The sequence below is a fragment of the Bacillus sp. KNSH39 genome (assembly GCF_052656585.1).
Genome location: NZ_JBQXYO010000001.1, coordinates 1,360,665 through 1,386,241, shown reverse-complemented (window position 1 = coordinate 1,386,241; position 25,577 = coordinate 1,360,665). Strand labels below are relative to the sequence as shown.

23 protein-coding genes and 1 other annotated feature are annotated in these 25,577 nt (G+C 35.2%); of the genes, 14 read left to right on the top strand and 9 right to left on the bottom strand.

The window, feature by feature from the left end; translation table 11 throughout:
• The first annotated feature begins 292 nt into the window (after nucleotides 1-292).
• Nucleotides 293-604: a hypothetical protein gene (locus ACUL40_RS06980; protein WP_445423075.1), complete on the top strand. Its 312-nt coding sequence runs from the start codon at nucleotides 293-295 to the stop codon at nucleotides 602-604.
• 40 nt (nucleotides 605-644) lie between these two features.
• Here the strand turns inward: ACUL40_RS06980 and ACUL40_RS06975 are convergent, their stop codons facing one another.
• Nucleotides 645-860, bottom strand: a complete 216-nt coding sequence (locus ACUL40_RS06975) for a helix-turn-helix domain-containing protein (RefSeq protein ID WP_000974619.1) — start codon at nucleotides 858-860, stop codon at nucleotides 645-647.
• A 10-nt stretch (nucleotides 861-870) separates the two neighbouring features.
• Complete coding sequence (locus ACUL40_RS06970) at nucleotides 871-1,353, bottom strand: DUF2975 domain-containing protein (protein ID WP_000809113.1); 483 nt, start codon at nucleotides 1,351-1,353, stop codon at nucleotides 871-873.
• Nucleotides 1,354-1,651: 298 nt separating this feature from the next.
• Here ACUL40_RS06970 and ACUL40_RS06965 point away from each other — a divergent pair, with 298 nt between their 5' ends.
• The 4 genes from ACUL40_RS06965 (at nucleotide 1,652) to ACUL40_RS06950 (ending at nucleotide 8,587) form a co-directional block, all read left to right on the top strand.
• A complete protein-coding gene (locus ACUL40_RS06965) occupies nucleotides 1,652-3,325 on the top strand; it encodes an alkaline phosphatase (RefSeq protein ID WP_065212590.1) in 1,674 nt (557 codons plus the stop codon).
• A 472-nt stretch (nucleotides 3,326-3,797) separates the two neighbouring features.
• The gene (locus ACUL40_RS06960) at nucleotides 3,798-4,628 is read left to right on the top strand and encodes a VanW family protein (RefSeq protein WP_001028237.1); all 831 of its coding nucleotides are present in this window, start codon (nucleotides 3,798-3,800) and stop codon (nucleotides 4,626-4,628) included.
• 233 nt (nucleotides 4,629-4,861) lie between these two features.
• Nucleotides 4,862-7,249 (top strand): immune inhibitor A domain-containing protein, encoded by a 2,388-nt coding sequence (locus ACUL40_RS06955; protein ID WP_000727440.1) that lies wholly within the window; start codon nucleotides 4,862-4,864, stop codon nucleotides 7,247-7,249.
• Between the two features lie 306 nt (nucleotides 7,250-7,555).
• Nucleotides 7,556-8,587: a fatty acid desaturase gene (locus tag ACUL40_RS06950; RefSeq protein WP_000171504.1), complete on the top strand. Its 1,032-nt coding sequence runs from the start codon at nucleotides 7,556-7,558 to the stop codon at nucleotides 8,585-8,587.
• Between the two features lie 248 nt (nucleotides 8,588-8,835).
• Here the strand turns inward: ACUL40_RS06950 and ACUL40_RS06945 are convergent, their stop codons facing one another.
• Nucleotides 8,836-9,294 carry a VOC family protein gene (locus tag ACUL40_RS06945; RefSeq protein WP_025921893.1) on the bottom strand — a complete coding sequence of 153 codons (459 nt, stop codon included), beginning with the start codon at nucleotides 9,292-9,294 and terminating at the stop codon, nucleotides 8,836-8,838.
• Between the two features lie 301 nt (nucleotides 9,295-9,595).
• A complete protein-coding gene (locus ACUL40_RS06940) occupies nucleotides 9,596-11,020 on the bottom strand; it encodes an amino acid permease (protein ID WP_000079991.1) in 1,425 nt (474 codons plus the stop codon).
• Nucleotides 11,021-11,287: 267 nt separating this feature from the next.
• On the opposite strand from ACUL40_RS06940, the gene ACUL40_RS06935 reads away from it, so the two are divergent.
• Entirely contained in the window at nucleotides 11,288-12,037 is a 750-nt protein-coding gene (locus tag ACUL40_RS06935; protein ID WP_000250758.1) for an IclR family transcriptional regulator, read from the top strand.
• Nucleotides 12,038-12,111: 74 nt separating this feature from the next.
• Nucleotides 12,112-13,752 carry a M20/M25/M40 family metallo-hydrolase gene (locus ACUL40_RS06930; RefSeq protein ID WP_000049571.1) on the top strand — a complete coding sequence of 547 codons (1,641 nt, stop codon included), beginning with the start codon at nucleotides 12,112-12,114 and terminating at the stop codon, nucleotides 13,750-13,752.
• A gap of 178 nt (nucleotides 13,753-13,930) precedes the next feature.
• On the opposite strand, the gene proC is transcribed toward ACUL40_RS06930, so the two are convergent.
• Nucleotides 13,931-14,749: a pyrroline-5-carboxylate reductase gene (gene proC, locus ACUL40_RS06925; protein WP_000360723.1), complete on the bottom strand. Its 819-nt coding sequence runs from the start codon at nucleotides 14,747-14,749 to the stop codon at nucleotides 13,931-13,933.
• A 340-nt stretch (nucleotides 14,750-15,089) separates the two neighbouring features.
• Nucleotides 15,090-15,300: a binding site (T-box leader), on the top strand.
• 139 nt (nucleotides 15,301-15,439) lie between these two features.
• Between proC and proB the strand changes: the two genes are divergently transcribed.
• Nucleotides 15,440-16,543 (top strand): glutamate 5-kinase, encoded by a 1,104-nt coding sequence (proB, locus tag ACUL40_RS06920; RefSeq protein ID WP_000744808.1) that lies wholly within the window; start codon nucleotides 15,440-15,442, stop codon nucleotides 16,541-16,543.
• 16 nt (nucleotides 16,544-16,559) lie between these two features.
• Nucleotides 16,560-17,807 (top strand): glutamate-5-semialdehyde dehydrogenase, encoded by a 1,248-nt coding sequence (locus tag ACUL40_RS06915; RefSeq protein ID WP_025687458.1) that lies wholly within the window; start codon nucleotides 16,560-16,562, stop codon nucleotides 17,805-17,807.
• Nucleotides 17,808-17,856: 49 nt separating this feature from the next.
• Here the strand turns inward: ACUL40_RS06915 and ACUL40_RS06910 are convergent, their stop codons facing one another.
• A complete protein-coding gene (locus ACUL40_RS06910) occupies nucleotides 17,857-19,050 on the bottom strand; it encodes a NupC/NupG family nucleoside CNT transporter (protein WP_445423074.1) in 1,194 nt (397 codons plus the stop codon).
• A gap of 332 nt (nucleotides 19,051-19,382) precedes the next feature.
• Nucleotides 19,383-19,874: a DinB family protein gene (locus ACUL40_RS06905; protein ID WP_000532733.1), complete on the bottom strand. Its 492-nt coding sequence runs from the start codon at nucleotides 19,872-19,874 to the stop codon at nucleotides 19,383-19,385.
• A 303-nt stretch (nucleotides 19,875-20,177) separates the two neighbouring features.
• On the opposite strand from ACUL40_RS06905, the gene ACUL40_RS06900 reads away from it, so the two are divergent.
• From ACUL40_RS06900 to ACUL40_RS06880, 5 genes are all read left to right on the top strand, one after another.
• Nucleotides 20,178-21,221 carry an ArsR/SmtB family transcription factor gene (locus ACUL40_RS06900; protein ID WP_445423073.1) on the top strand — a complete coding sequence of 348 codons (1,044 nt, stop codon included), beginning with the start codon at nucleotides 20,178-20,180 and terminating at the stop codon, nucleotides 21,219-21,221.
• A gap of 51 nt (nucleotides 21,222-21,272) precedes the next feature.
• Nucleotides 21,273-22,493, top strand: a complete 1,221-nt coding sequence (locus ACUL40_RS06895; protein ID WP_445423072.1) for an MFS transporter — start codon at nucleotides 21,273-21,275, stop codon at nucleotides 22,491-22,493.
• A 96-nt stretch (nucleotides 22,494-22,589) separates the two neighbouring features.
• Nucleotides 22,590-22,916: a heme-degrading monooxygenase HmoA gene (hmoA, locus tag ACUL40_RS06890; RefSeq protein WP_000469498.1), complete on the top strand. Its 327-nt coding sequence runs from the start codon at nucleotides 22,590-22,592 to the stop codon at nucleotides 22,914-22,916.
• 69 nt (nucleotides 22,917-22,985) lie between these two features.
• Nucleotides 22,986-23,690 (top strand): nucleotidyltransferase family protein, encoded by a 705-nt coding sequence (locus ACUL40_RS06885; RefSeq protein ID WP_000570640.1) that lies wholly within the window; start codon nucleotides 22,986-22,988, stop codon nucleotides 23,688-23,690.
• A 203-nt stretch (nucleotides 23,691-23,893) separates the two neighbouring features.
• Nucleotides 23,894-24,313, top strand: a complete 420-nt coding sequence (locus ACUL40_RS06880) for a VOC family protein (protein WP_065382449.1) — start codon at nucleotides 23,894-23,896, stop codon at nucleotides 24,311-24,313.
• A 109-nt stretch (nucleotides 24,314-24,422) separates the two neighbouring features.
• On the opposite strand, the gene lsrF is transcribed toward ACUL40_RS06880, so the two are convergent.
• Both lsrF and ACUL40_RS06870 read right to left on the bottom strand, forming a co-directional pair.
• The gene (lsrF, locus tag ACUL40_RS06875) at nucleotides 24,423-25,205 is read right to left on the bottom strand and encodes a 3-hydroxy-5-phosphonooxypentane-2,4-dione thiolase (RefSeq protein ID WP_000219765.1); all 783 of its coding nucleotides are present in this window, start codon (nucleotides 25,203-25,205) and stop codon (nucleotides 24,423-24,425) included.
• Nucleotides 25,206-25,211: 6 nt separating this feature from the next.
• Nucleotides 25,212-25,574, bottom strand: coding sequence for a cupin domain-containing protein (locus ACUL40_RS06870; RefSeq protein WP_000909986.1), 363 nt, complete (start codon nucleotides 25,572-25,574; stop codon nucleotides 25,212-25,214).
• Nucleotides 25,575-25,577 lie beyond the last annotated feature (3 nt).

Genomic DNA, 25,577 nt, shown 5'->3' with positions numbered 1-25,577 from the left:
TTCATTTTATTCCGCATTAACGGGTAGCCTGATTGGTTCAACTAATAATCAGTGAAGGGTGAACAAAACCTCCACTGATTAAAGTTTCACTTTATTTTCTGTATATAATAATTACTAGAGGTTAAAGAATGATCGTCCATCTTTATTAAGGAAGTAGCCAGGTTAATTGTTAGATAGAAATAAACCGAAAGATAAAGTGATAGCGTCTACTTTATCTTTTTTATATTTTAACCAAATTATGGTTATTCATGTTAATATGAATTCATAGCTATATAGAAGGGGTGGGGTTAGTATGAAAACTGAAATAGTTCCTAAAAAGAAGTACAGTATAATAAGCTATGTATCTTTACTCATCGGCATTTTGTGTTTTCTATTCGTTTTTATAACGCCAAAAAGGATAGCCAATGCAGGTAATATAGTTGGAGATTATATTACAATTGCCCTGACAGGTGTAGGTATCATACTTTCAATAATCACAATGACGAAAAGAACAGAGAAGAAGGGAATTGCTATTCTTTCATTAATACTGTCCTCATCATTTTTTATATTTTGGATCATAGCAATTATCCTATTGTTTACTGGTCAAATTAGTTTTGCACCGTAATGTGTAATAAAAAGAGTCCTTCTCGTATGAAGGACTCTTTTTACTCGGTATCTTCAGGTTGATATTCTAAAATATCCCCCGGTTGGCATTCTAATGCTTTACATATTGCTTCTAAAGTTGAAAAACGGACTGCTTTTGCTTTTCCATTTTTCAAGATAGAAAGGTTAGCCATTGTAATTCCAACCTTCTCCGAAAGCTCTGTTACACTCATTTTTCTTTTTGCTAACATTACATCAATATTAATAATAATTGCCATATTATTCACCTCAGACCGTTAAATCATTTTCTGATTTTATATCTATAGCATCTTTTAATAGTCTTTGGAGAACGGCAGCAAAGACCGCGATTACCATTGAAGCAAAAATCATAATCATTCCGATAATAATAATGCCAGGGGCGTCATCTCTCTCTGCCACGAGATAGAAAAGTGGCATACCTAATACATATAATACACTAATTGCCAATGCGCTGTACTTAATATTTTTTAAAGCTTGAACAGATAACTCTGAGAATGCGTTATTTTTATCAATATAGTTTAAAAGCTTAAATGTTTGGTACAGTGCGAAGTAATAAGGTATTGCTGTTGCATATAAATTGATAAATACAAGATATTTAATATATGCAATATCTGGATATAATTCTGCAGCGAAAGCTCCTATTTTAGGGACTAAAAAAATGCACATAGCAAGAACGGGGATTCCGATCAGAATCACAACGGTCTTTAAAAAGAGTGTGGATCCTTGTTTCATAAAAAGCACCTCATTTATTTAATATCTTATTAATTTAACACGAAATTTATTGTTTAACAATAAATTTTTATTTCTTTTGATCGAGGATTTATTGTTAAACAAGTAATTAATGAAAAGGATGTTAAATCTTTTTTATAAGATAGATGATACATACCGATATTTAATAAAGGAAAGAAAGGGAAAGTAACTATTGTTAGCTTTATGAGAATTGGGAACTAATAAAACATATGTAGGTTTTGGTATGGAAAAGGAAATAGTGTGTATTTAAAATGAATGCAAAGTTTATGGAGGAACAATCATGTTGAATTATGGTGTGAAGATGAAAAAGTTGCTATTAGTGGCAGCTATAATAGTAAGCGTATTAAGTACGGAAAGTATGATGAATTATCATGCGGCCAAAGCTAAGGTGAAAAAAGTAGAACATCAGCCTAAAAATATAATTATAATGGTTATGGACGGAACGAGTTCAACGGCGACAACATTGGCTCGCTGGTATAAAGGGGCACCGCTTACGTTAGATCAAATTGTAACAGGAGGAGTTCGTACGTTTTCGGCGGAATCAGCTATTACAGACTCAGCGCCAGCAGCAACAGCATTAGCAACTGGAAATAAATCAAATTCAGGATATTTAGGTGTATTACCTTCTATTGTAAGTTCGCCTAGCTTAGAGCCAATAAAAGAAGAGGACAAGTTACGGCCGGTCGCAAACGTATTAGAAGGTGCAAAACGTACTGGTCGTGCAACTGGAATTGTTGCTACATCTGAAATTCAGCATGCTACTCCGGCGGGATTCTCGGCTCACCATGTCAATCGCAAGCAATTTGACGTAATTGCGAAGCAGCAAGTATATCAAAATATAGATGTCGTATTAGGCGGGGGAAAAGCAGCGCTGCTACCTATGCAAAGTAATGGAATCCGAAAAGATGGTGAAAATTTAGTGAAGGTGATTCAAGACAAAGGATACGATTTCGTTGAAACGAAAGATGCGTTATTGAACTCCAAATCTAATAAAATTTGGGGCTCTTTCTCACATCATGCTCTTGCGTTTGATATGGATCGTATAGCAACAAACCCAGAACAACCAACACTTTCTCAAATGACAGAAAAAGCAATTCAAACATTATCAAAAGATAAAGATGGCTTCTTTTTATTCATAGAAGGTAGTAAGCCTGATTGGGCAGCCCATGCTAATGATCCAATTGGGATGATTAGTGATATATTGGCATTTGATGAAGCGGTAGCAAAGGCGTTACAATTTGCGAAGAAAGATGGGGATACGATGCTCATCGCTTTAACTGATCATGGTAACAGCGGCATCTCTATAGGGAATAGGAATACGACAAAAGGATACAATACTACACCGGTTTCTGCATACATTGATCCATTGAAAAAGGCGAAAATGACACTTGAAGGAACTATAAATAAACTGAAATCTGATTTATCAAATGTAGAAGATGTAGCTAAACTATATGGTTTGGATAATCTAACTCATGATGAAAAAGAAAAATTAAAAGCGGCAAAAAAGAAAATGGATGTAGGACGAATTTTTACTACATTATTGGCTAATCGTGCAAATATCGGCTTTACGACAGGAGGACATACAGGTGAGGATGTATTCTTACATTCTTATGGACCTCAAAAACCAGAAGGCTTAATCCAAAATACAGACATTGCGAAGACGATGGCGAAAGCGATGGGCTTTAACTTAGAAGAAGTAACGAATAAAATATTTTTAGAGAGTGAACAAGTCTTTAAGAAAATCGGTGCAACTGTAACAGCCGACAAAACCGAAGGAGCAAACCCGTTACTCGTAGTAAAACATAATAAAGTAGAAGCACAATTATTTGGTAACAAAAATATAATTCGTATCAATGGTAAAGGGTATGAATTAAGAAGTATTATTGTAGAGAGTAATGGAAAGTGCTATGTACCAGAAGAAGCAATTCAACTATTTGTAAAGCATTCTCGTTAAAAAATTGCCAACCAGTTAAGCTAACTGGTGGCAATTTTTTGTGTTTATTCTAAATGTAAGTGTTCGAATTGTTTTGTAAAGTTTTCCATATGAGACTGGTATCAATGTTAAAGGGAAAGTATAGTTTTTTCTTACATTAAAAAATTTCGTTTTGTAGAATAAGAAGTTATACATATAGTAAAGTCTAATGGGTTATCAATTAATATTTACGAAAAATATATTAATACTTTAGAATTTCTTTAATGTTCATTATTTTTTATTTAAGGTTATCCGTTATATTTATAATGTGTTTATTTCAATTTATTGTATTGAAGCTCAGTTTTATATAATTATAAAGCAATCATCAAAATAAAATCTCCACTAGAGTAAATTTATTATTTTTTTGCGGAAATTATTATGCAGTTAAGAAAACTGTAATTTATTGAATTAGAAATATATTAGAATTTAGTTGAAGAAAGAGAGAGGGAATAAAATGAATATAGTGCACTTACGTCCTAAACAGCGGTCTAAGTATCGCATTATGCTAGGTAAGTGGTATTACTCTACAAAGAGGCACATTCAGTGGTTAGCAGACGGAAAAACATATGCAAAAAGGTTCCAACAAGAAAAGCTACCTTGTACAGCAATTCAGCACCAAACAATATTACTTCGTAAGCTTAAAGATGTAGATATGTGGTATCAACAGAATAAGGTTGTTAATTTGAAAATTGCTGTTAAAAAACTAAATGGTATCGTCATTAGACCGGGAGAAACATTTTCTTACTGGCGTTTAATAGGTAAGCCAACGAGGAAAAAAGGGTATGTAGAAGGTATGGTATTACACTACGGATCTTTTCAATCAGGTATTGGAGGAGGTCTTTGTCAGCTTTCAAATTTAATATATTGGATGACTCTACATACACCACTGACAGTAACCGAACGATATCGTCATAGCTTTGATGTCTTTCCTGATTCTAGGCGAACTCAACCGTTTGGGAGTGGGGCAACTTGTTCCTATAACTATTTGGATTTACAAATTAAAAATGAAACGGATCAACCGTATCAACTTCACCTTTATATGACAGATGAACATTTAGTTGGTGAATGGAGAACAGTCTATCCGCAACTTTATCAATATGAAGTGTATGAGAAAGAACACTCAATTCAACCTGCATACTGGGGCGGTTATATACGACATAATGTGATTCAACGTAAAGTATATAATCTACAGAAACAGTTAATAGAAGATCAATATGTAACAGAGAATCACGCTATAATGATGTACGAACCACTATTAGCTTGTAATAATGAGAATAGTGAGTAATATGGTAACCCATAGATTAAATAGTATAGAGAATATTTAATTCTTATTTTTACTAAAAAAGTTCACTGTTATTTATAGGTGAGTTTGTTTTTCTATCGTATGTATTTCACCCTGCATAAAAAATATTTCTCAACATTTTATTTGTTGAAAAAGATTGAATATTCGTATTATAACGAATATTATGTTGTTATCGGCAAAAAACGATAATTTGCAGACACTGGGGAGGAAATACATTGAAAAAGAAAAAGAAATTAAAACCATTAGCGGTATTAACAACAGCAGCAGTACTAAGTAGTACGTTTGCTTTTGGAGGTCACGCAGCGCATGCTGAGACACCAACATCATCTCTACCAATAGATGAGCACTTAATACCGGAGGAGCGCTTGGCTGAAGCGCTAAAACAACGGGGGGTAATTGATCAATCTGCATCGCAAGCTGAGACGTCAAAGGCTGTCGAAAAATATGTTGAGAAAAAGAAAGGGGAAAACCCTGGGAAAGAAATTTTAACAGGAGATAGTCTTACGCAAGAAGCTTCTGATTTTATGAAAAAAGTAAAAGATGCAAAAATGAAGGAAAATGAACAGGCGCAGCAGCCTGAAGTAGGCCCAGTAGCTGGACAAGGTGCAGCATTGAACCCTGGGAAATTAAATGGAAAAGTACCTACTACATCAGCGAAGCAAGAAGAATACAATGGAGCTGTTCGAAAAGATAAAGTACTTGTTTTACTTGTAGAATTTAGCGATTTTAAGCATAACAATATTGATCAAGAGCCAGGATACATGTATTCTAAAGACTTTAATCGTGAACATTATCAAAAAATGTTATTTGGTGATGAACCATTCACTTTATTTGATGGATCGAAGATTAACACATTTAAGCAATATTATGAAGAACAATCTGGTGGTAGCTACACAGTTGATGGGACTGTAACAGAATGGCTTACTGTTCCAGGAAAAGCATCAGATTATGGTGCTGATGCGGGTACTGGGCATGATAACAAGGGGCCTTTAGGACCAAAAGATTTTGTGAAAGAAGCATTAAAAGCAGCGGTAGCAAAAGGAATCAATTTAGCAGACTATGACCAATTTGATCAATACGATCAAGATGGTGATGGAAATAAAAATGAGCCAGATGGCATTATTGATCATTTAATGGTTGTACATGCTGGCGTTGGTCAAGAAGCTGGCGGCGGTAAATTGAAAGATGATGCGATTTGGTCACATCGTTCAAAACTAGGTTCAAAACCATATGCAATTGATGGCACGAAATCTTCTGTTTCGAACTGGGGCGGAAAGATGGCTGCATATGATTATACAATCGAGCCTGAAGACGGGGCAGTTGGTGTGTTTGCACATGAGTATGGCCATGATTTAGGCTTACCAGATGAATATGATACAAAGTACTCAGGACAAGGTGAACCTGTTGAGTCATGGTCTATTATGAGTGGTGGTAGCTGGGCTGGAAAAATTGCAGGAACAGAGCCAACGAGTTTCTCACCACAAAATAAAGAATTTTTCCAAAAGAATATGAAGGGGAACTGGGCGAATATCCTTGAAGTAGATTATGACAAACTTAGCAAAGGAATCGGTGTTGCGACATATGTAGATCAAAGTACTACAAAATCTAAACGACCTGGAATCGTTCGTGTTAACTTGCCGGACAAAGATATAAAAAATATCGAATCAGCGTTTGGTAAGAAGTTCTATTACAGTACAAAAGGAAATGACATTCATACAACACTTGAGACACCAGTATTTGACTTAACAAATGCAAAGGATGCTAAGTTCGATTATAAGGCATTTTACGAACTTGAAGCGAAGTATGATTTCCTTGACGTATATGCGATTGCAGAAGATGGAACGAAGACACGCATTGATAGAATGGGCGAAAAAGATGTAAAAGGCGGCGCGGATACAACTGATGGTAAGTGGGTTGATAAATCATACGATTTAAGCCAATTCAAAGGAAAAAAAGTAAAACTGCAATTTGAGTACTTAACAGATATTGCAGTAGCTTATAAAGGGTTTGCGTTAGATAATGCAGCATTAACTGTAGATGGAAAAGTTGTTTTCTCTGATGATGCAGAAGGTCAGCCAGCAATGACGTTAAAAGGCTTTACTGTGTCTAACGGATTTGAACAGAAAAAACATAATTACTATGTAGAGTGGAGAAATTACGCTGGTTCTGACACTGCGTTACAACATGCACGTGGCCCAGTATTTAATACAGGAATGGTTGTATGGTATGCGGATCAAAGCTTTACAGATAACTGGGTAGGCGTTCATCCAGGTGAAGGGTTCTTAGGAGTAGTAGATTCTCATCCAGAGGCAATTGTAGGGACATTAAACGGACAACCTACTGTGAAGAGCAGTACGCGTTACCAAATTGCCGATGCGGCATTCTCATTTGATCAAACACCAGCATGGAAAGTAAATTCACCAACTCGCGGTATCTTCGATTATAAAGGATTACCAGGAGTGGCAAAATTTGATGATTCTAAGCAATACATCAACAGCATTATTCCTGATGCAGGACGTAAGTTACCGAAACTAGGACTGAAGTTTGAAGTGGTAGGCCAAGCTGAAGACAAGTCTGCAGGTGCAGTGTGGCTTCATCGATAAAATAAGGTAAAACGAAGAGGAGCTGCGATAAGTCGGTGAAACTGACTTATCGCAGCTTTTTCTTCTTGTGAAAAAACTTGCTGTTTTTTTATGTACTTATTGGAAAAATTCGAAGTTTCTTTTATAAATAAAATACTCCGCCTGTCCAATTATAGAAGCTATTTTGGGCGTAAGTAATTTGTAAGTAATGAGTAAGAAAAAAGAGATTTTCATAGTATATAATATTTATTATAGCTACTTTTAACACCTGATACTAATAGTGTGCTATAATATGAATTAGCAACAAAAAGGAAAGGAATTAGAACAATGACCTTAGAAAATACTAAAAATTTAAAAAAACAAGTTGCTCCTTTTGAAAAATCAACGATTAAAAAAAGTGTTTGGCAACTGATCAACACAATCGTGCCATTTATTATTTTATGGTACCTTGCTTATAAAAGTTTGTCAGTTTCTTATTGGTTAACATTAGTTCCAGCACTGTTAGCCGCTGGATTTATGACAAGAATTTTCATTATTTTTCATGATTGCACCCATTATTCGTTCTTTAAAAGTCGACGTGCAAATAGAATAGTTGGAACGTGTATGGGTGTTTTAACATTATTCCCATTTGATCAGTGGGGGCATGAACATTCTATTCACCACGCTACGAGTGGTAATTTGGATAAGAGGGGTACAGGGGATATTTGGACGCTTACAGTTGATGAATATGTAGCTGCACCATTTAGACTTCGTTTAGCATATCGCTTATATCGCAATCCATTCGTTATGTTTGGATTAGGTCCGATTTATGTTTTCTTGCTTAAAAATAGATTTAACCGAAAAGGTGCAAGGCAGAAAGAACGTATGAATACTTATTTGACGAATATTATAATTGTTGCTGTAGTAGCTATACTTTGCTGGGCAATTGGGTGGCAATCGTTTCTGTTAGTACATGGTACTATATTCTTAATAGCAGGTTCAGTAGGGATTTGGCTGTTTTACGTACAGCACACATTTGAAGATTCTTATTTTGAAGAGGATAAAGATTGGGAATATGTGAAAGCGGCAGTGGAAGGAAGTTCTTTTTATAAGCTTCCTAAAATTTTGCAATTCTTAACTGGTAATATTGGATTCCATCATGTTCACCATTTAAGCCCAAGGGTACCTAACTATAAACTAGAAGAGGCACACAATAATACGCTTCCGTTAAAAAATGTACCAACGATTACGCTTGCTACAAGCTTACAATCACTACGTTTCCGTCTTTGGGATGAGAAAAGTAACAATTTTGTTAGCTTTAAAGATGTCAAAAATATAATTAAAAATAATGTTTCTGTTCGAGTGAAATCTGAACTATAATTGCATCGTATATAAAACTCCCCTTAATCATTTTCGATTTAAGGGGAGTTTGTGTTTAAAGAGTAGATGCCAGATAAGAGGAAAATTTACATAATTCAAATTGTAATTGAAGCAGATTAGGAATTGCTCGTACGTAAGTACAAATATAAGATGACAGTAAATGCATTATGTTAACAAATTCATAGTAAAAGGGGGGATCGTACAACATTATATCCAAAAATAAGAAAAGACTTGAACGAAAATTCCATTCATTTTTCTTGGTGTTCCGCATTCCATACACTTAAATAGGACGCATATTCTAATTCATCTGGATTCTCATGTAACATAGAAATGAATTCTAATTTGTTTCCATCACAATCTAGAAAGTATACACTTGCAGCAGGCATCCACCTTTGGACAATTGGCTCTTGATTTCCTTTTCCTTGACTTCCTATCACTGCTATTCCACGTTCCTCTAACCACACTTTAGAAGTCATTAAAAACTCTAAATTTACACCAAAAGCAAAATGTCTCGGCTCAAAGTCTTCAATGTTATGTACTTCCCATAGTCCAAGCATTTGTTGTTTATTTTCTCCGACCCAAAAGAAAGCCACTCTTCTTTTGGAGAGTTTTCTTGCTAACGTTAATCCTAGCTTGTTTTGATAGAAATTTATTGCCTTCTCTAAATTTCTTACATGTAAATGAGTTTCGTATATGTTCTGTATTATTATGATCATTCCTTTCTTTCTTTATTGGTAACTACCAATTCAATAGTGAATATAATTCTAAAGTTGAAATATGTATAAGCCTAGTAATGTACATCTATATCCGATATACCTATTTACTATTATATTGAAATTGGAATGTGATAAATCCCACTGAGGTAGTAAGTGTTTAAATGAACACTCTACTACTTTTGTAGGAAAGGGGATATATTCATTAAATTCAGATGAAATCATATTAAAATAATGAAAAAAGACCACACATGAAGTGAAACGCCATGTGTGGTCTTTTATGTATAGTCAAATATTACGAAGTCTCGCTAATTTTAGTTTCACTATGAGTGTTAGTAGAATTTCTTTTCTTAACTTTAAAGTGATAGTAAGTGTAGCAAAAGATGATAAATGGGACAGTGCAATAGATTCCAAGTCGTTGTTCTGGGATAAAAATAAGACTGATTAATATAATGCCATACAATCCAAAACCAAGAATTGGTACGAGTGGATAAAGTGGCGTTTTAAATTTTAAGTCTTCTAATTTTCCGCCGTCTGCTAAATAATGTTTGCGGAAAAAGAATTGAGAAACACAAATTGACATCCAAACAATAATGGTAATGACTCCGGAAATTGAAATGAGCCACAAGTAAACAGTTTCAGCAGCTACTACACTTGTCAAAAGAGAAAAAGCAGAAATAGCTATTGTCATGATTAAAGCGTTGAGAGGAATCCCACGTGATGATAATTTCTTTAAAAATGCTGGAGCCATTTCGTTTTTTGATAAAGACCAAAGCATTCGAGTAGCAGCGTATAGTCCTGAGTTTGCGACAGAAAGAACAGCAGTAAGAATAACAAAGTTCATAATATCAGCTGCATATGGAATACCGATATTATCAAAAACAGCAACGAATGGACTCTTTGTTAATCCAGCTTCTTCCCAAGGAATTAAAGCAACAAGAACAAAGATTGCTAAGACGAAGAAAAACATTGTGCGCCATATAATATTTCTAATAGAACGAGGTAAAGTTTTTGCTGGATCTTCACTTTCACCTGCTGCGATTCCGACAAGCTCTGTACCTTGGAAGGAATAATTGACTGTAACCATTGTTAATAGAATAGCTGCAAGTCCATTCGGAAATAAACCACCATGATTTACGAAATTTGAAAGAAGTGGAGCTGGTTCATCGCCTTTTAAATCAATAAAACCGAACATAGCGGCGCCACCAAGAATTATAAAAGCTATAATGGCAGATACTTTTATACTTGAAAACCAAAATTCTGTTTCTGCATAACTACGAGCAGATAATGCGTTAATAGTGAAGATGGTAACGCCAAATATTAAACACCAAACCCAAACAGGAATATCAGGAAACCAGCGCTGCATTGTAATACCGGCAGTTGTAAATTCAAGACCGGTCGTATTCGCCCAGCTTAACCAATACAACCATCCGATTGTAAAGCCAGTTGCAGGATTGATGAATTTAGTAGCATATTCCTGAAAAGAACCTGAAACAGGCATGGCTACAGCAAGTTCACCAAGACATAGCATAACGAAATACATTAATAATCCACCAGCAATAAAGGCAAGTACGGATCCACCAGGTCCAGCCTGACTTATAATAAAGCCAGATCCGTTAAATAACCCGGTTCCAATCACACCACCGAGTGCAATCATGAATAAGTGTCTACTTTTCATCGTACGTTTTAATTCATTGTTTGTATTGCTTACTTGCGCCATTGTTTTCCTCACTTTCGTAGTTGATAGAAGAATGTTTGATGTTTTTCCGTATTATGGAATGTATTCCGTGATGTGAAATCTTGTTATAATTTTCAGATAATTAAAAAGAAAAGTCAATATTTTTTTGTTTGCGTTTTCAATTCGTTGTTAGTGATATGTTTTTATTGTTAGAAAATTAAATAAATAGATTGATTTCATTTCGAATGTTTGCTAAATTGATAGTTAATTAAGCGTACTAACATATTACGAGTAAAGTTGAGGCGAGTTATGGTACAGTCCATTGATCGAGCGATAAGTATTATTAAATTATTGAATTCTACAAATGAAAAAGAGTATTGGGCTATTTCTGATATAGCTGATGGAACACATCTCCCGGTTAGTACAGTACATAGATTACTTAACTCTCTAATGGAGCATGGGTTAGTTACACAAATTACAGAGACAAAACAGTACAAAATTGGACCAATGTGGATGGAAATAGGGTTGCGTCAATTGGAGAAGGTAGACTATAGATCTGTTGCAAGAGAAGTGATGAAACGTTTGGCTTCTGAAGTGGAAGAAAGTGTCTATTTGAATATTCCAAACGGAACACATTCTATTATCATTGAAAGAATTGATAGTCCTTTAAAAATTCGAGTTATCGATAATCTAGGAGAACAAATTCCACTTTCAATTGGTGCTGCAAATAAAACGATGCTTGCCAATATGAAAACGAATGAAATGGAACATATTGTAGAGTATTTACTTCCTTCATTACCAGAACAAAAGCAAATTCTTCTTAATCAAATAAAGCAAATAAAAAATGAAGGATATGCTGTCAGTTATGGTGAAAAAACAGAAGGGACAGCTTCAGTAGCTGCACCTATTATCGGATTTAATCATAAAGTAGTAGGAGCATTAAGTGTTGGGTTAATTAGTCATCGTATTAATGATGATCGACTATCTTTTCTTATTAGCAAGGTAAAACAAGCGGCTCATGAAATATCAATAAAAATCGGCAGTACATCAGAACTATAATTTTGATAGCTGTCGTCATTTTTTATTCATATACTGGAATTAGTTTTCATAATGCGGAAAATAGGGGGATTTATATGTCAAAGTGGCAATCAAAAGAACAATTGGTTCAATTATTAAGCAGTCTTGTTGAAATTCCTAGTATTACCGGTTCAGAAGCTGAAGTAATATTGCCAGACTTTGTTGTGGAACAATTATCTGACTTACAGTATTTCAAACAAAACCCGCACCATTTGCAAAAAAATCCGACAGGGGACGGACGATATTTTGTTACAGCACTAGTAAAGAAAAGCGATAGTACAAAAAATACTGTAATTCTAGTAAGTCACTTTGATGTTGTAGATGTACAAGATTACGGAATGTGGAAAGAAGATGCATTTAATCCTAAAAAGTTAACATCTATGTTTTATTCTCATAAAGATGAACTTCCAGACCATGTACGTGAAGATATAGAACATGGAGAATGGCTGTTTGGTAGAGGAACAATGGATATGAAATGCGGTCTAGCATTACAAATGGCAATGATTGAGCAAGCTTGCGAAGAAAGATTTGATGGGAATGTTCTTTTATTGGCTGTACCAGATGAAGAAGTAAACTCTGTAGGGATGAGAGCTGCTGTTCCAAGATTACTAGAGTTAGCAAGAGAACATGATTTAGAGTATAAAACGGTACTAAACTCAGAGCCTATGTTTTCAAGACATCCTGGTGACCAAAATAAGTATATTTACACTGGCTCTATTGGTAAAGTGTTACCTGGTTTTCTTTGCTACGGAAAAGAGACACATGTAGGTGAACCTTTTGCAGGGTTAAATGGGAGTTATATGGCTTCATTAATAACAGCAGAATTAGAGTTAAACACAGACCTTTGTGATATTGTAGAAGGGGAAGCGAGTCCTCCGCCAACTAACTTACTTCAAAGGGACTTAAAAGAGGATTATTCTGTACAAATTCCGCATCGTGCAGTTACATTATTTAATTTGTTTTTATTAGAAAAATCAATGACAGATGTAGTTTCATTGTTACGTCAAAAAGTAACGAAAGTAGCAGAGAAAATAGAAGAGTCGTATGAAAAACATGCATATCGTTTTTCTAAATATAATCCATTTATACCACCTAATCTCAAAGTAAATGTATTAACTTATGAAGAGCTTATCACATATGCAATTGAGCAACATGGACGAGAAAAAATAAATCATATTCAATCTAATATTATAAAAAATAGAGGAGATAAAGATGATCGTGCGGTAACCATTGATTTAGTAGATAAATTAGCGATTTTATGTAAAGAAAAGGCACCGATGATTGTACTTTTCTTCGCTCCGCCGTACTATCCAGCTGTGAGTTCACGCAACAATCCTTTAATAAAAGAGGTAGTTGTAGAAATGGAAAAGTATGCACACTACAATCATAAAATTACATTTGAAAACCAAAATTATTTTGGGGGGATTTCAGATTTAAGTTATGTAGGCTTGCAGTATCCACTGGATTCAATGAGTTCGCTTGTAGACAATATGCCATTATGGGATAAAGGTTATTCAATTCCGCTTCAGGAATTAGAAGAGTTTGATGTTCCAGTATTAAATATGGGGCCGGTAGGAAAAGATGCACATCAATGGACAGAACGTCTAGATGTAAACTACGCATTTGAAACGCTATTAGATATGTTACCGAAGTGCATTGAAAAATTATTAGTTTCTAATAAAATTACACAATCATAGTAGGGAATAGGTAAGGGATAAAACAGAACCTGTAAAGAAGATTTGAATGAAATTATTTTAATATAATTAAAACTGAAACGGCCAAACTCAATTATATATGAGTTTGGCCGTTTATCATGTAGTGAATTTCTAATTAAATTCATATGAATTCATAGCTAACGCGATCTCTTTTACAGTTTTACTTTTTAGTTTGACCAGATAGTTCAACAGACTTTTGCGTACAACGCTGCATAGCTGAAATAATCGCTGTTCTCAGTCCTTTTTCCTCCAATGTTGCTACAGCTTCTATTGTCGTTCCGCCAGGAGAACAAACCATATCTTTCAATTCACCTGGATGTATTCCTGTTTCTAGTACCATTTTTGCAGAGCCTAACACAGCTTGAGCAGCGAATTTATATGCTTGATTTCTTGGCATACCATCTAGTACAGCAGCATCTGCCATCGCTTCTATAATCATATATACATAAGCTGGTGAAGAACCACTTACGGATGTGACAACATCCATTAATTTTTCACTTACGATCTCTGTTTGACCAAAACTATTGAAAATGTTTAGTACATCTTCTAAATCTTTTTCTGTCACCATTTCATTCGGGCATAATGCAGACATTCCTTCTCCAACAAGAGCAGGAGTATTAGGCATTACCCTTACAACCTTTACTTTTTTATTAAAGGCATTTTCAGTACTTTCAATACTTTTCCCAGCAGCGATCGTAACGATGATAGCATCGTTTTTGATTATTTCTTTTATTTCATTAATTATTGACGCGTATAGGTCTGGTTTGATTGATAAAATTAAAATATCAGCATTTTTAGCTACTTCATTGTTGTCGGTAGTTGTAGTTAGCCCATATTTTTCACTAGCATTTTTTAAATTAGCAGTGTTTAAATCTGAACAAATAATTTGATTTGAAGACACTATATTTTTGTTTATCATTCCGCCAATCATAGCCATTCCCATATTTCCGCAACCGATGAATCCAATTTGTTTATCCATAATAACTCAATCTTGCTCCTTTTATAATCAATTATATCGGTTTGATATTATTTTCTTAGAATAAGAATAACATCCCTGTGCAATATAAAGAAACATTCTAAGAGAATATATTCCTTTTTGCAACACTAAAAGATAAAAATTAATTATATTCGACATTATGTAAATATATACACTATAATGTAAGGTTTTATGTTTATGAATATGAGTTAAACTTATATCATTTTGTATTTTCATTCAGTAGGGCGATAATTTCATACAAATAACTTGCGGCTCTATTTATTTTTAAAAATACCTCTTGACACCGAATCGAACTATATCGCATAATATAAAAAAATTAGATTGAAAATCGTTGAAGGGAATTAGTACATATGTCTTCTTGCGAAAGAGAGTGGAATTCACCGGCTGAAAGATTCCTCGTATAGAATATATCGAACCTATCCCTGAGTCTTAAATGAAAGTTTAGGCGTTCGCCTGCGTTATAGGCACCAAGTGGATATCTATGTATATCAATTAAGGTGGTACCGCGGAACAATGACCGTTTCGTCCTTTTTATTTTATTAAGGGCGAAGCGGTCATTTTTATTTTGCTCTTAAATACCTCATTGCAGCATTGATGAGAATAGATATAGTTACAAAGTGAATGAAGTGTAATTTATAAAAAACTTTGATTTTAGACTTGGGGGATAAAAAAGTGAAAAAACAACGAGTTGTTGTAAAGATTGGGAGTAGTTCCTTGGCAGATAGTCACGGAGGCATCTCTACAGAACAGCTTTCAGATCACGTTGCCGCATTGGCTCGGTTGAAAGAAGAGGGGCACGAGGTTGTGTTAATTACATCTGGAGCCGTCGCTGCAGGTTTTTCAGCGCTAGGATATCCTAGCAGACCTGTAACGATTAAAGGGAAACAGGCTGCAGCAGCTGTCGGACAAAGTTTGTTAATGCAGGCGTACACGGAGGAATTCCGTAAATATGGCATCGTTACTGCGCAACTTTTGCTGACGAGGAGTGATTTTTCTAGAAAAGAACAATATAGTAATGCTTACGCTACGTTAGGAGAATTATTAAACCGCTCCGCTCTTCCAATTATTAATGAAAATGATTCCATCTCTTTAGAGGAGCTGACGTTCGGTGATAATGATATGCTGTCAGCTTTAGTAAGCGGGCTTGTTTCGGCGGATATGCTTATGATCTTTACGGATGTGAACGGGTTATATGACAAAAATCCTCAGAAAAATCCGGATGCAAAAAAATATTATTTTCTTCCTGAAGTTACGGAAGAAATTTCTTCTCTTGCAGGAGATGCTGGCTCAAAACTTGGGACTGGCGGTATGAAATCAAAAATCGACGCTGCAAAGACAGCGCTCTCTCTTGGTGTGAGTGTATTTATCGGAACAGGACGTGGACAGGAAAAGTTTGTAGATGTTTTGAAGGGTAAGGGTGATGGAACGTATGTTGGTAATGCTCCTCAAAAAGAAATGAAGATGAACAAGCAATGGATTGCCTTACATTCGCTTGTTAGCGGACAAATTGAAGTAGATGCTGGGGCAGCTACTGCCATCATTCAGCATGGTAAGAGTTTACTTCCAGCTGGTGTTACGAATGTATCAGGATTTTTCCAAGTGGGTGAAGTTGTAGAGGTTGTAACGCAACAAGGGCGCGTAATAGGAAAAGGACAATGCACATATAGTGCAGAGGAACTAATAGATGTAAAAGGTATGCAAAGCCAAGATATTCAAGTAAGAGGCGAGAGACATAGTTATGAAGTCATCCATAGGGATCATTGGGTTTCACTTTAAAAAGGAGGAAATAAAAATGAATGAAGTGTTGGCAAAGGGGATAAAAGCAAAAGAGGTTGCTAGAGAGCTTGTGCTTAAATCTACAGAGCAAAAAAACGAAGCACTTTCCGCAATAGCTGATCAGTTAATATTAGAAACAGCTTATATTTTAGAAGAAAACAAGAGGGATATTGAAGAAGGTAAGGCAAAAGGATTTTCTGATTCACTCCTTGATCGTCTTCTGCTAACTGAAAATCGTATTATTGATATGACAGAGGGGATTAAGCAGCTAATTGAATTACGTGATCCTGTAGGAGAATGTGTAAGTGCATGGGAAAGGCCAAATGGACTATCTATTCAGGAGATGCGCGTACCACTTGGTGTTGTCGGGATGATTTATGAGGCAAGACCGAATGTAACTGTTGATGCTGCTACAATTTGTTTAAAAACAGGAAACGCAGTAATACTACGTGGTAGTTCTTCTGCTATCCATTCTAACAAAGCCATCGTTAGCGTTATTCACCGGGCGCTTAAGCAAACTAGCTTGCCTTCAGAAAGTGTACAGCTCATAGAAGATACAACGAGAGATAGTGCAAAACAGTTGTTTACATTGAACGAGTACTTGGATGTTCTTATACCAAGAGGCGGTAAACAATTAATTGATACAGTAGTGAGAGAAGCGTCTGTTCCAGTACTTGAAACAGGTGCGGGAAATTGTCATATATTCATTGATGAAACAGCAGATAAACAAATGGCGTTTAATATTATTATAAATGCAAAAACACAGCGTCCATCTGTATGTAATGCAATTGAGACGATTGTACTTCATGAGAATTGGGCAGAGCAATATGGTAGCGAGTTGTTTTCTTCCTTGAATGAAAGAGGAGTGGAGCTACGTGGTGATAATAAAGCAGTGGCGATTGATTCTTCTATCTTACTTGCGACAGAAGAAGACTGGGAAACTGAGTTTTTATCTCTCACACTAGCAGTGAAAGTGGTTTCCACTGTTGAAGAAGCGATTCATCATATAAATACGTATGGATCTATGCATTCTGAAGCAATTATTACTGAAAACGAGGAAAACGTCAGCAAGTTTTTTACTTCTGTAGATGCCGCGGCACTTTATCATAATGCATCGACTCGTTTTACAGATGGATCCGAATTTGGATTCGGAGCGGAAATTGGTATCAGTACACAAAAGTTACACGTAAGAGGACCAATGGGGCTTCCAGCATTAACTTCTACAAAATATGTGATTCGTGGAAATGGACAAATTCGAAAATAATAATAAAAGACACTCAATTGGCTTGGGTGTCTTTTATTATTAAAATTAATTACCATACAAATAGCCCAACGAGCATAGCACTTAATAAAGAAACAGCCATCCCGCTAACAAGAAGCTTCCAAACATTTTTACCGATGATTGATGATTTTTCTCCGCCAAATAATGAATTGTAAGTTCCGTAAATCATACCTACTGTACTAAAGTTAGCAAAAGAAGCTAGAAATGTCGTTGCAACCGCAACCGTATGCGGTTGTAGCGACTTTAAGTTTGATTTTAAATCCATCATTGCAACAAATTCATTCGTCGTTATTTTGATCCCCATTAATTCAGCTACATACATAGCATCACTGCCTGATAAACCGAGTAAAAATGCAAAAGGACTAAAGATAATGGAGAAGATTTTTTGAATTGTTAACCCTGTTACAAAAAATCCTAAAATCCCATTTAAACATGCTGTTAAAGCTACATAACCAATTACCATAGCTAAAATAACGATAACCATATTCATCCCAACTAACATACTGTTTGAAATAGTAGAAAAGAAATCCTTTTTTTCATGTTTTGAAGGTGTGTAAACAACGTCTTCTTCTTTCGAAACTTCCACAGGATTTAATACATTGGCTAAAATTAATGCGTTAATACAGTTTAATGGGATTGCGCTGAAAATATATGTTGCTGGAACCATTGATAAATAAGCACCAAGAATGGATCCGCTAACGCTACTCATACTCATAATTCCAAAAGTTAATAATCGATTTTCTTTTAAAACAGATAATTGATCACGAACAACCGCAAGTGCTTCGGTGTTTCCTAAAAACATCATTTGAATCGAAAAGAAACTTTCTAACTTTGGTAAACGAGAAATCTTTGAAATAACTGCACCTACTTTATCAATAATCCAAGTTAAGATTCCGAAATAAGAAAGAATATCGAAAAAAGTAATAACAAAAATGATAGGAAGTAACGCACTAAAGAAGAAATCAATGTGCTGACTTTCCATAGCTGAAGGAAATGCAAATCGAATACCTTCATTCGCACATGCTAGTAGCCAACTGAAAAATGACGCAATTTTATTAATGATAATACTGCCGAGCTTTGTGCCTAACATAAACCACGTAATAAAAAGCTCCAATAGGATGAGAATTACAATCGGTCTCCATTTTATATGTTTTTTATTAGGCGAACATAAGAAAATGATTAATATGACAACGAAAATCCCTAACATATTCAATATGAAATGCATGTCAACAACTCCTTGAGAGTTATTATTTGTATATAAAAAAGCATCTATTCTTCCAAATTTGGATTATGATTAGAAGTTATGAAGCATGTAAGTTATGTTAGGAATCAATGTATTTTAATTTGCTTTATTTTGAGCAATCGCAGTAATTATCGAACAATTAGCTGTTTTCAATTGTTTTGTTGGATATTAAACGTATGCGATTTTAAACATCGTTTATTCCGGATTAACGGACAGTAAGATTTTTACCTCAAAATTCAAGGAAAGCAAAGAAGTGAGGTGGGGATGGGCTGCCCGCAAAATCCCGATTGGTAAGAGCTGATTAAAATTTCACTTTATAAATAAGAACGGTGAGTTGGCCATGAACCTTGAAGTTTCCGAAGCTGTATAATTTGTCCTGTATGATAAGCATCATGCAAAAGGATATTCATATATTGTTGCCAAACTGGTAGAGAAGGACTTAGTTGATCTAGTTCTGCTTCTTGAAGGGCGGTTAATGAAGATTGTAAGGCATCATGTACTTGAAGCGTTCGCTTTACGGTTTGCTGCCAAGCGGCATCATCATTAGGTCCACCTTGGATAAACGTCTCATCATTATTTTGTGGAGCAACAAATGTGTCGTCTTCATGTAAACGGGAAAGTAGGCGTTCTTTAAAGATTAATAAATGGTTCACATTTTCCCAAATCGTATTACTGGCAGCACCTTCTGGTTGCCAACATGCTTGTTCAACCGTAAGATTCTTTAACGCTTCTGATATTGGTGGGTACCATTCTTCTTCGTAAAAAACTTGTTGGACTCCATTTTGCAACATTTCTTTTCTTCCCATTCGTATAGCCTCCTGTTCATTTTTCTTAATAAAACCAATTCTCTTTTCTCTTCAATAAACCTTTTCTATAGTTGCACAAGAGGGTGAAAGACAACTTATAACAGAGCCATTAAAAAACTTCTTTTTAATATGATACTTAATAATCAAGGCTTTAATTGAGTCAGAATGAAAAAGAGTATAAACCTTTCTCTATTTGCTCATGGATTAGAGTTTTTTTGAAGTCGCAAAATAATTCTAAAAATATAGAAGGTTAAATTCGATAAAAATAGAATTTGATATATAGCAAACAAGGAGGGGATAAAAATGGAGGTCTATCACATAACGAGTAGAAAGAGGGAAACGTATAACGTTCAAGTGAAATATTCGATACTTTTCGAATGTGCGCTTGGCATTGCAGCAATTACTTATAAGAGGTTAATTGATACACTTGAAAAGAGTCAAAATGAATGGGAAGAAATTAAGAAATCATTAACAGAAGAAATGAGAGAGCACTTACAATTTGTCGAAGAAAATAATACGTGGAAAGCATTGCTTCAGTTGTTGTATGAAGAAGACATACAGGGTGTATCGCAGTTTCATGCTAAAATCGATTCACTTTCAGAAGAAGATTTGAAGTATACATGTTTACCGTTTTTAGGGGAGAAATATGAGAAAAAAAGGCGTTTAGCCGCAAGTAGAGATGGAACTGCAATACATGAACTAAAGGAATTAACACATGATCATCAGTTTTTCTCTACGTACATTCGCTTTATATGTGATGTAGATGTACAAGTGCTGAAATCTCATTTAATCGCTGTAATGACAGGGTGGTATGAGAGTGTAATTAAGAGTGAGGAAGAAGAAATACTTTCTATATTAAAACGAGATTATGAAGCAAAAAATGAAATGAATAAAAAGATGAAGCCGGAAGAGTTTGTCGAGTGGGCGACTGGCGGAGTGAACTATATGCCAGAGCCAAGTGTTCATCACGTACTTCTTATTCCGCAAATGACGTACAGACCGTGGAATATTGAAGCAGATATTGATGATACGAAAGTATTTCATTATCCAGTTGCGAATGAAAGTATTCATCCTGAAGATCCGTATGAACCGAATTATTTTTTAGTTCAAAAACATAAGGCTCTTGGAGATGAAGCGAGATTGCGAATTGTAAAAATGTTGTTTGAAAAAGAACGTACATTACAGGAAATAACGGAAAGATTGCAACTCGGTAAATCGACTGTACATCATCATTTGAAATTGTTACGTGCAGCGAAGTTAGTTGATATACATGACGGAAAATATGTATTAAGAAAGAAAGCAGTACAGTCTTTAGCGAAAGAATTAGATATGTTTTTGAATAGATAATTAACAACGAGAATGTACATAAAGGGAGGAATATAAAAGAAAAGTTGGTGTGTGAAATTGAAAAATATATTGAAAAATCGTTCGTTCTTTTTTATGTGGATTGGTAGTGCAATCTCTGAATTAGGAGGGGCTTTCGGAACGTTATGTAATTCAATTCTAGTATATGAGTTAACAGGATCAGAAATGGCTTTAAGTAGTATGTGGTTATTATATTTCATCCCATCACTCATATTGCAATTAATAAGTGGCCCATTTATTGATAAATGGAGCCGGAAGTGGATTATGATATTTTCACAATGGATACGAGCGTCCGTATTTTTATTACCTTTGGTGATGCTAGTTTCGGGTAGTATAGAAGTTTGGCACATTTATGTTGTTCAAATTGTAGTGGGACTTATTACACCACTTTATACACCTGCAAGTCAAGCAATTACACCGAGCATTGTAGGGAAAGAACAACTTCAAGATGCAAATGCGTACATTGATGGAATGACTCGCCTTATGATGTTTCTTGCGCCAGTATTAGGCGGAGTAGTCATTCATTTGATTGGAACAAAACTTACATTATCTTTCGTATGCATATGTTTATTTGTTAGTGGCACTTTCTTATTTTATATAAAAGAAAATAGAACGTCGCAACCTATTCGGAAAACGTGGCTAGAACAGTTTTTTCACGGTTTTACATATTTTTTCACAAAACCAATCATCGTTTGGCTCGGTATATTTCTTACTTTCGTGCAGTTTGGAGTAGGGGTAACGATGGTCACAAATCTTCCTTATATAAAAGACGAGCTGTCAGCGGGATATGCAGAGTACGGTTATTTCATGGCAGGTTTTCCACTTGGCTACGTAATTGGCTCAGTATTAGTCGGAAAAGTAACATATAAAAGCCGGCGTATACTTATGCTTGGAGGATTGTTTATAGGGGGACTCACATACATTTCATTAGGATTCAATCATAGTATTATCATTGCAATAATAATTGAAGTAATAGCAGGGATTTGTATTGCATTTTTCAATGTTCATAACACGACAATATGCCAACAAACCGTCCCAAATAATATGATAGGACAAGTATTTTCAGTGCGTTTATTTTTTATACGATCCGCTATGCCATTAGGTGTGTTAGTAGGGGGGATATTGAGTGAAATGTGGGGAGTAAGAGCGCTATATGTAATCATCGGTGCAATTATATGTGTTACATCTTTAATAGGGATGTTACTTCCATATTTCAAATTTTTAGATGAGGCGATAGAAAAGAAATCAGCATAATTCAAAAAATTAAAACTTTACAATTGAAAATAATTATCATAATCAATTATAATAGAAGAATGCTAGTATTCGTATAACAAAGAGGGAGTGGGATATATGTTTATCGAAACGAAAACATTTACAGTAAAAGAAGGTACATCAAATATAGTTGTAGAACGTTTCACTGGAGAAGGTATTATTGAAAAATTTGAAGGCTTCATCGATTTAAGTGTTCTCGTGAAAAAAGTAAGACGCGGCGACGAAGAAGTTGTCGTAATGATTCGCTGGGAATCTGAAGAAGCATGGAAAAACTGGGAAACAAGTGAAGAACACTTAGCTGGACATAGAGCGGGCCGTGGTAAACCAAAGCCAGATCATATTATTAATGTGGATCATGCAGTTTATTATGTGAAATCATCGAAATCGGCTTATCAACAGTCGTAATATATAAGTAGAGGATACATGTTGTAGAAGCAATCATGTATCCTCTTTTTTATGACTGGGGGGATGGGAATGATAGAAAAACTTGCATTCATTACATATGAACAACATAAAAAATTAGTGCAAACAATAGTAGCGGAAGTCTTATCTATGGAAAAGGTAAATGGATTCATGCTAATTGGATCTGTTGCAAGAGGCGATGCATATCCTGAATCTGATTTAGACTTCTATATTCTTTTAGAAGACGGACAAAAGAAGAAATTTCATTCTGAAATGAGAGAAGATATTTTAGTTGAATATAAGGGTGCAGATTTTAATCAAATTCAAGTAAACTTTAAAAACAATCCGATGGAACTATACTCATTTCTAGAAGGGAAAATTTTGTTTGATAAAAGCGGTGAGTTAAAAAAGTTAAAGGAAATAGCTACATATGAATTTGAAAACTATCGTGTTTCAAGCGACAAAATGAAGGGCATTTCTCATTGGTTGCATAGTTCGCTTATTAAAATTCAATCTGCTTTAAAAGCAAATGATGAGTTAAAAGCTTCATACTTAGTTCATACGTCAACTTGGACATTGTTAGAAGGGATATGGGCTATTAATAATAAGCCAGTACCGCCAGCGGGATCTGCTTTAAGGTATATTCAAACGTTGCCGAATAAGCCAATTCATTTAGATGAGTTACTTAATAAGCTATTTTTAGGTGATACAACAGAGCGCATCCCTTCAGCAATTTTCCTGGTTGAGTGGGTTCTACACAATCTGGAAAATAAATAATGAGACTATTTTAAATAGGTACATTAATATTTCACGTCTAACAGTTTATATAATTGCAGTCATAAAAAACGTTCTAGGCTATGGAGAAAAGTATTAGACTTATAAAGCATAGTCTTAGATGGAACGCTTGAATATCTTGCCTTACATATTTAAGGGTTATGAAAATGAGTCTATATCCCTTCTTTTTAAAAGGAGATGAGTACATGAAGCTGAATCATTTAAATTTATGTGTTGATGACTTATCAGAAGCGAGACATTTCTTTGAAACATTTTTTGATTTTCAATTTTTAGAGCAAAAGGGAAAGGCATTATTAGTAATGAGTGATGAAAGTGGATTTATACTTGTGCTGAGCGATCCAAAAGCATTTAAGGGAAATAAGGAAGTGATGTATCCTGAAGCTTTTCATATTGGTTTTTTAGTGGATACTTCAAATGAAGTTGATCAAGCGTATAATCGTTTAGTAGCTGGTGGCATTGAAATAGACAAGGAACCGTATACGATGAGAGGTAGTAGTTATGGTTTTTATTTTACAGTATTTAATGGCTTATTAATTGAAGTGTCTTGTCTTGATTATAGAGAAGGTAAGAAAGTTTCAAAGCTTAATAGCGATCAACAAGAGTAATCGTTTGAAGGTGTATAAAATTTAAGTATGTATCATATTAGAAGACGGATTATGAAAGTTTCACTGTAAAGTAAAAAAGACAGACTAATAAATAGTCTGTCTTTTCACATTAATTCTTCACATCATCATAAAGTTCAAGTGCCTCTTTCACATTCAATCCATTTTTCACAATGCCATGTATTGCTTGGATCATCGCAGCTGGGTGCTCGGATTGCCATATGTTTCGGCCCATGTCTACTCCAATTGCTCCTTCTTGCAATGCATTGTACGTAATGTTTAATGCGTCTTCAATTGAATCTAGTTTTGGGCCGCCCGCGATGACGACTGGGGCAGGGCATGTGCTCGTTATTTTTTCGAATCCTTCGCAGTAATACGTTTTAATAATATCAGCACCCATTTCAACACATACGCGGGAAGCAAGTGCTAGAAAGCGAGCTTCACGTTTTTGTAATTCCTTTGCGACTGCGGTAATGCCGAGTACTGGTAGGCCGTAATCATGAGCTTCAGAAACTACATTTGCGAGATTTGTAACAGTTTGTGTTTCATAGTCTGATCCGACAAAAACAGAAACGCCAACGCCAATTGCGTTTTGCTTCACTGCTTCCTTCACAGGTGTAACAATTGTTTCATTCGCTAAATCTTTACCGACGACAGTAGCGCCACCAGATACACGCATAACCATCGGTGTGTTGCAGTTTTCAGGAATGCAGGAGCTAAGTACACCGCGTGTTAAAAAGAGGGAGTCTGTATAAGGAAGTAAGTTTTTAACTGTTTCAAGTGGTTGTTCTAGTCCGTGAATTGGTCCTAAGAAATAACCGTGATCTATTGCTAACATAACCGCTCTACCATCAGGTAAAATTGTATTTAATCGATTTTTAAATCCCCAAGTCATTCAAAATCACTCCTTCGTTAATGTTGGATTTTCCGTTTGTACCGTATCTTTATTTGGTAAATGTGGTGACTTTATAAAAACAGCTTTAAAAGGTTTGTCAGAATGGTTAATCAGATAGTGAGATTCATGAGGGCGAACTTGCAGGACATCACCTTGTTTAATCGGAACTCTTTCGTTATTTACATAGAAGTCTATTTCACCTTCTAATGCATAAAAGACCTCTTCGCACGTCGTATGATAATGGTTTTGAAACTCCTGGCCCGGTTGAATGACAACAAGGCCAAGATCAATATTTGGCCCTTGTATTAAATATTTCGGCCCGTTATCACCGAAGCGATAGGAGAAGTCATTTTCATTCGCTTTTAACATACA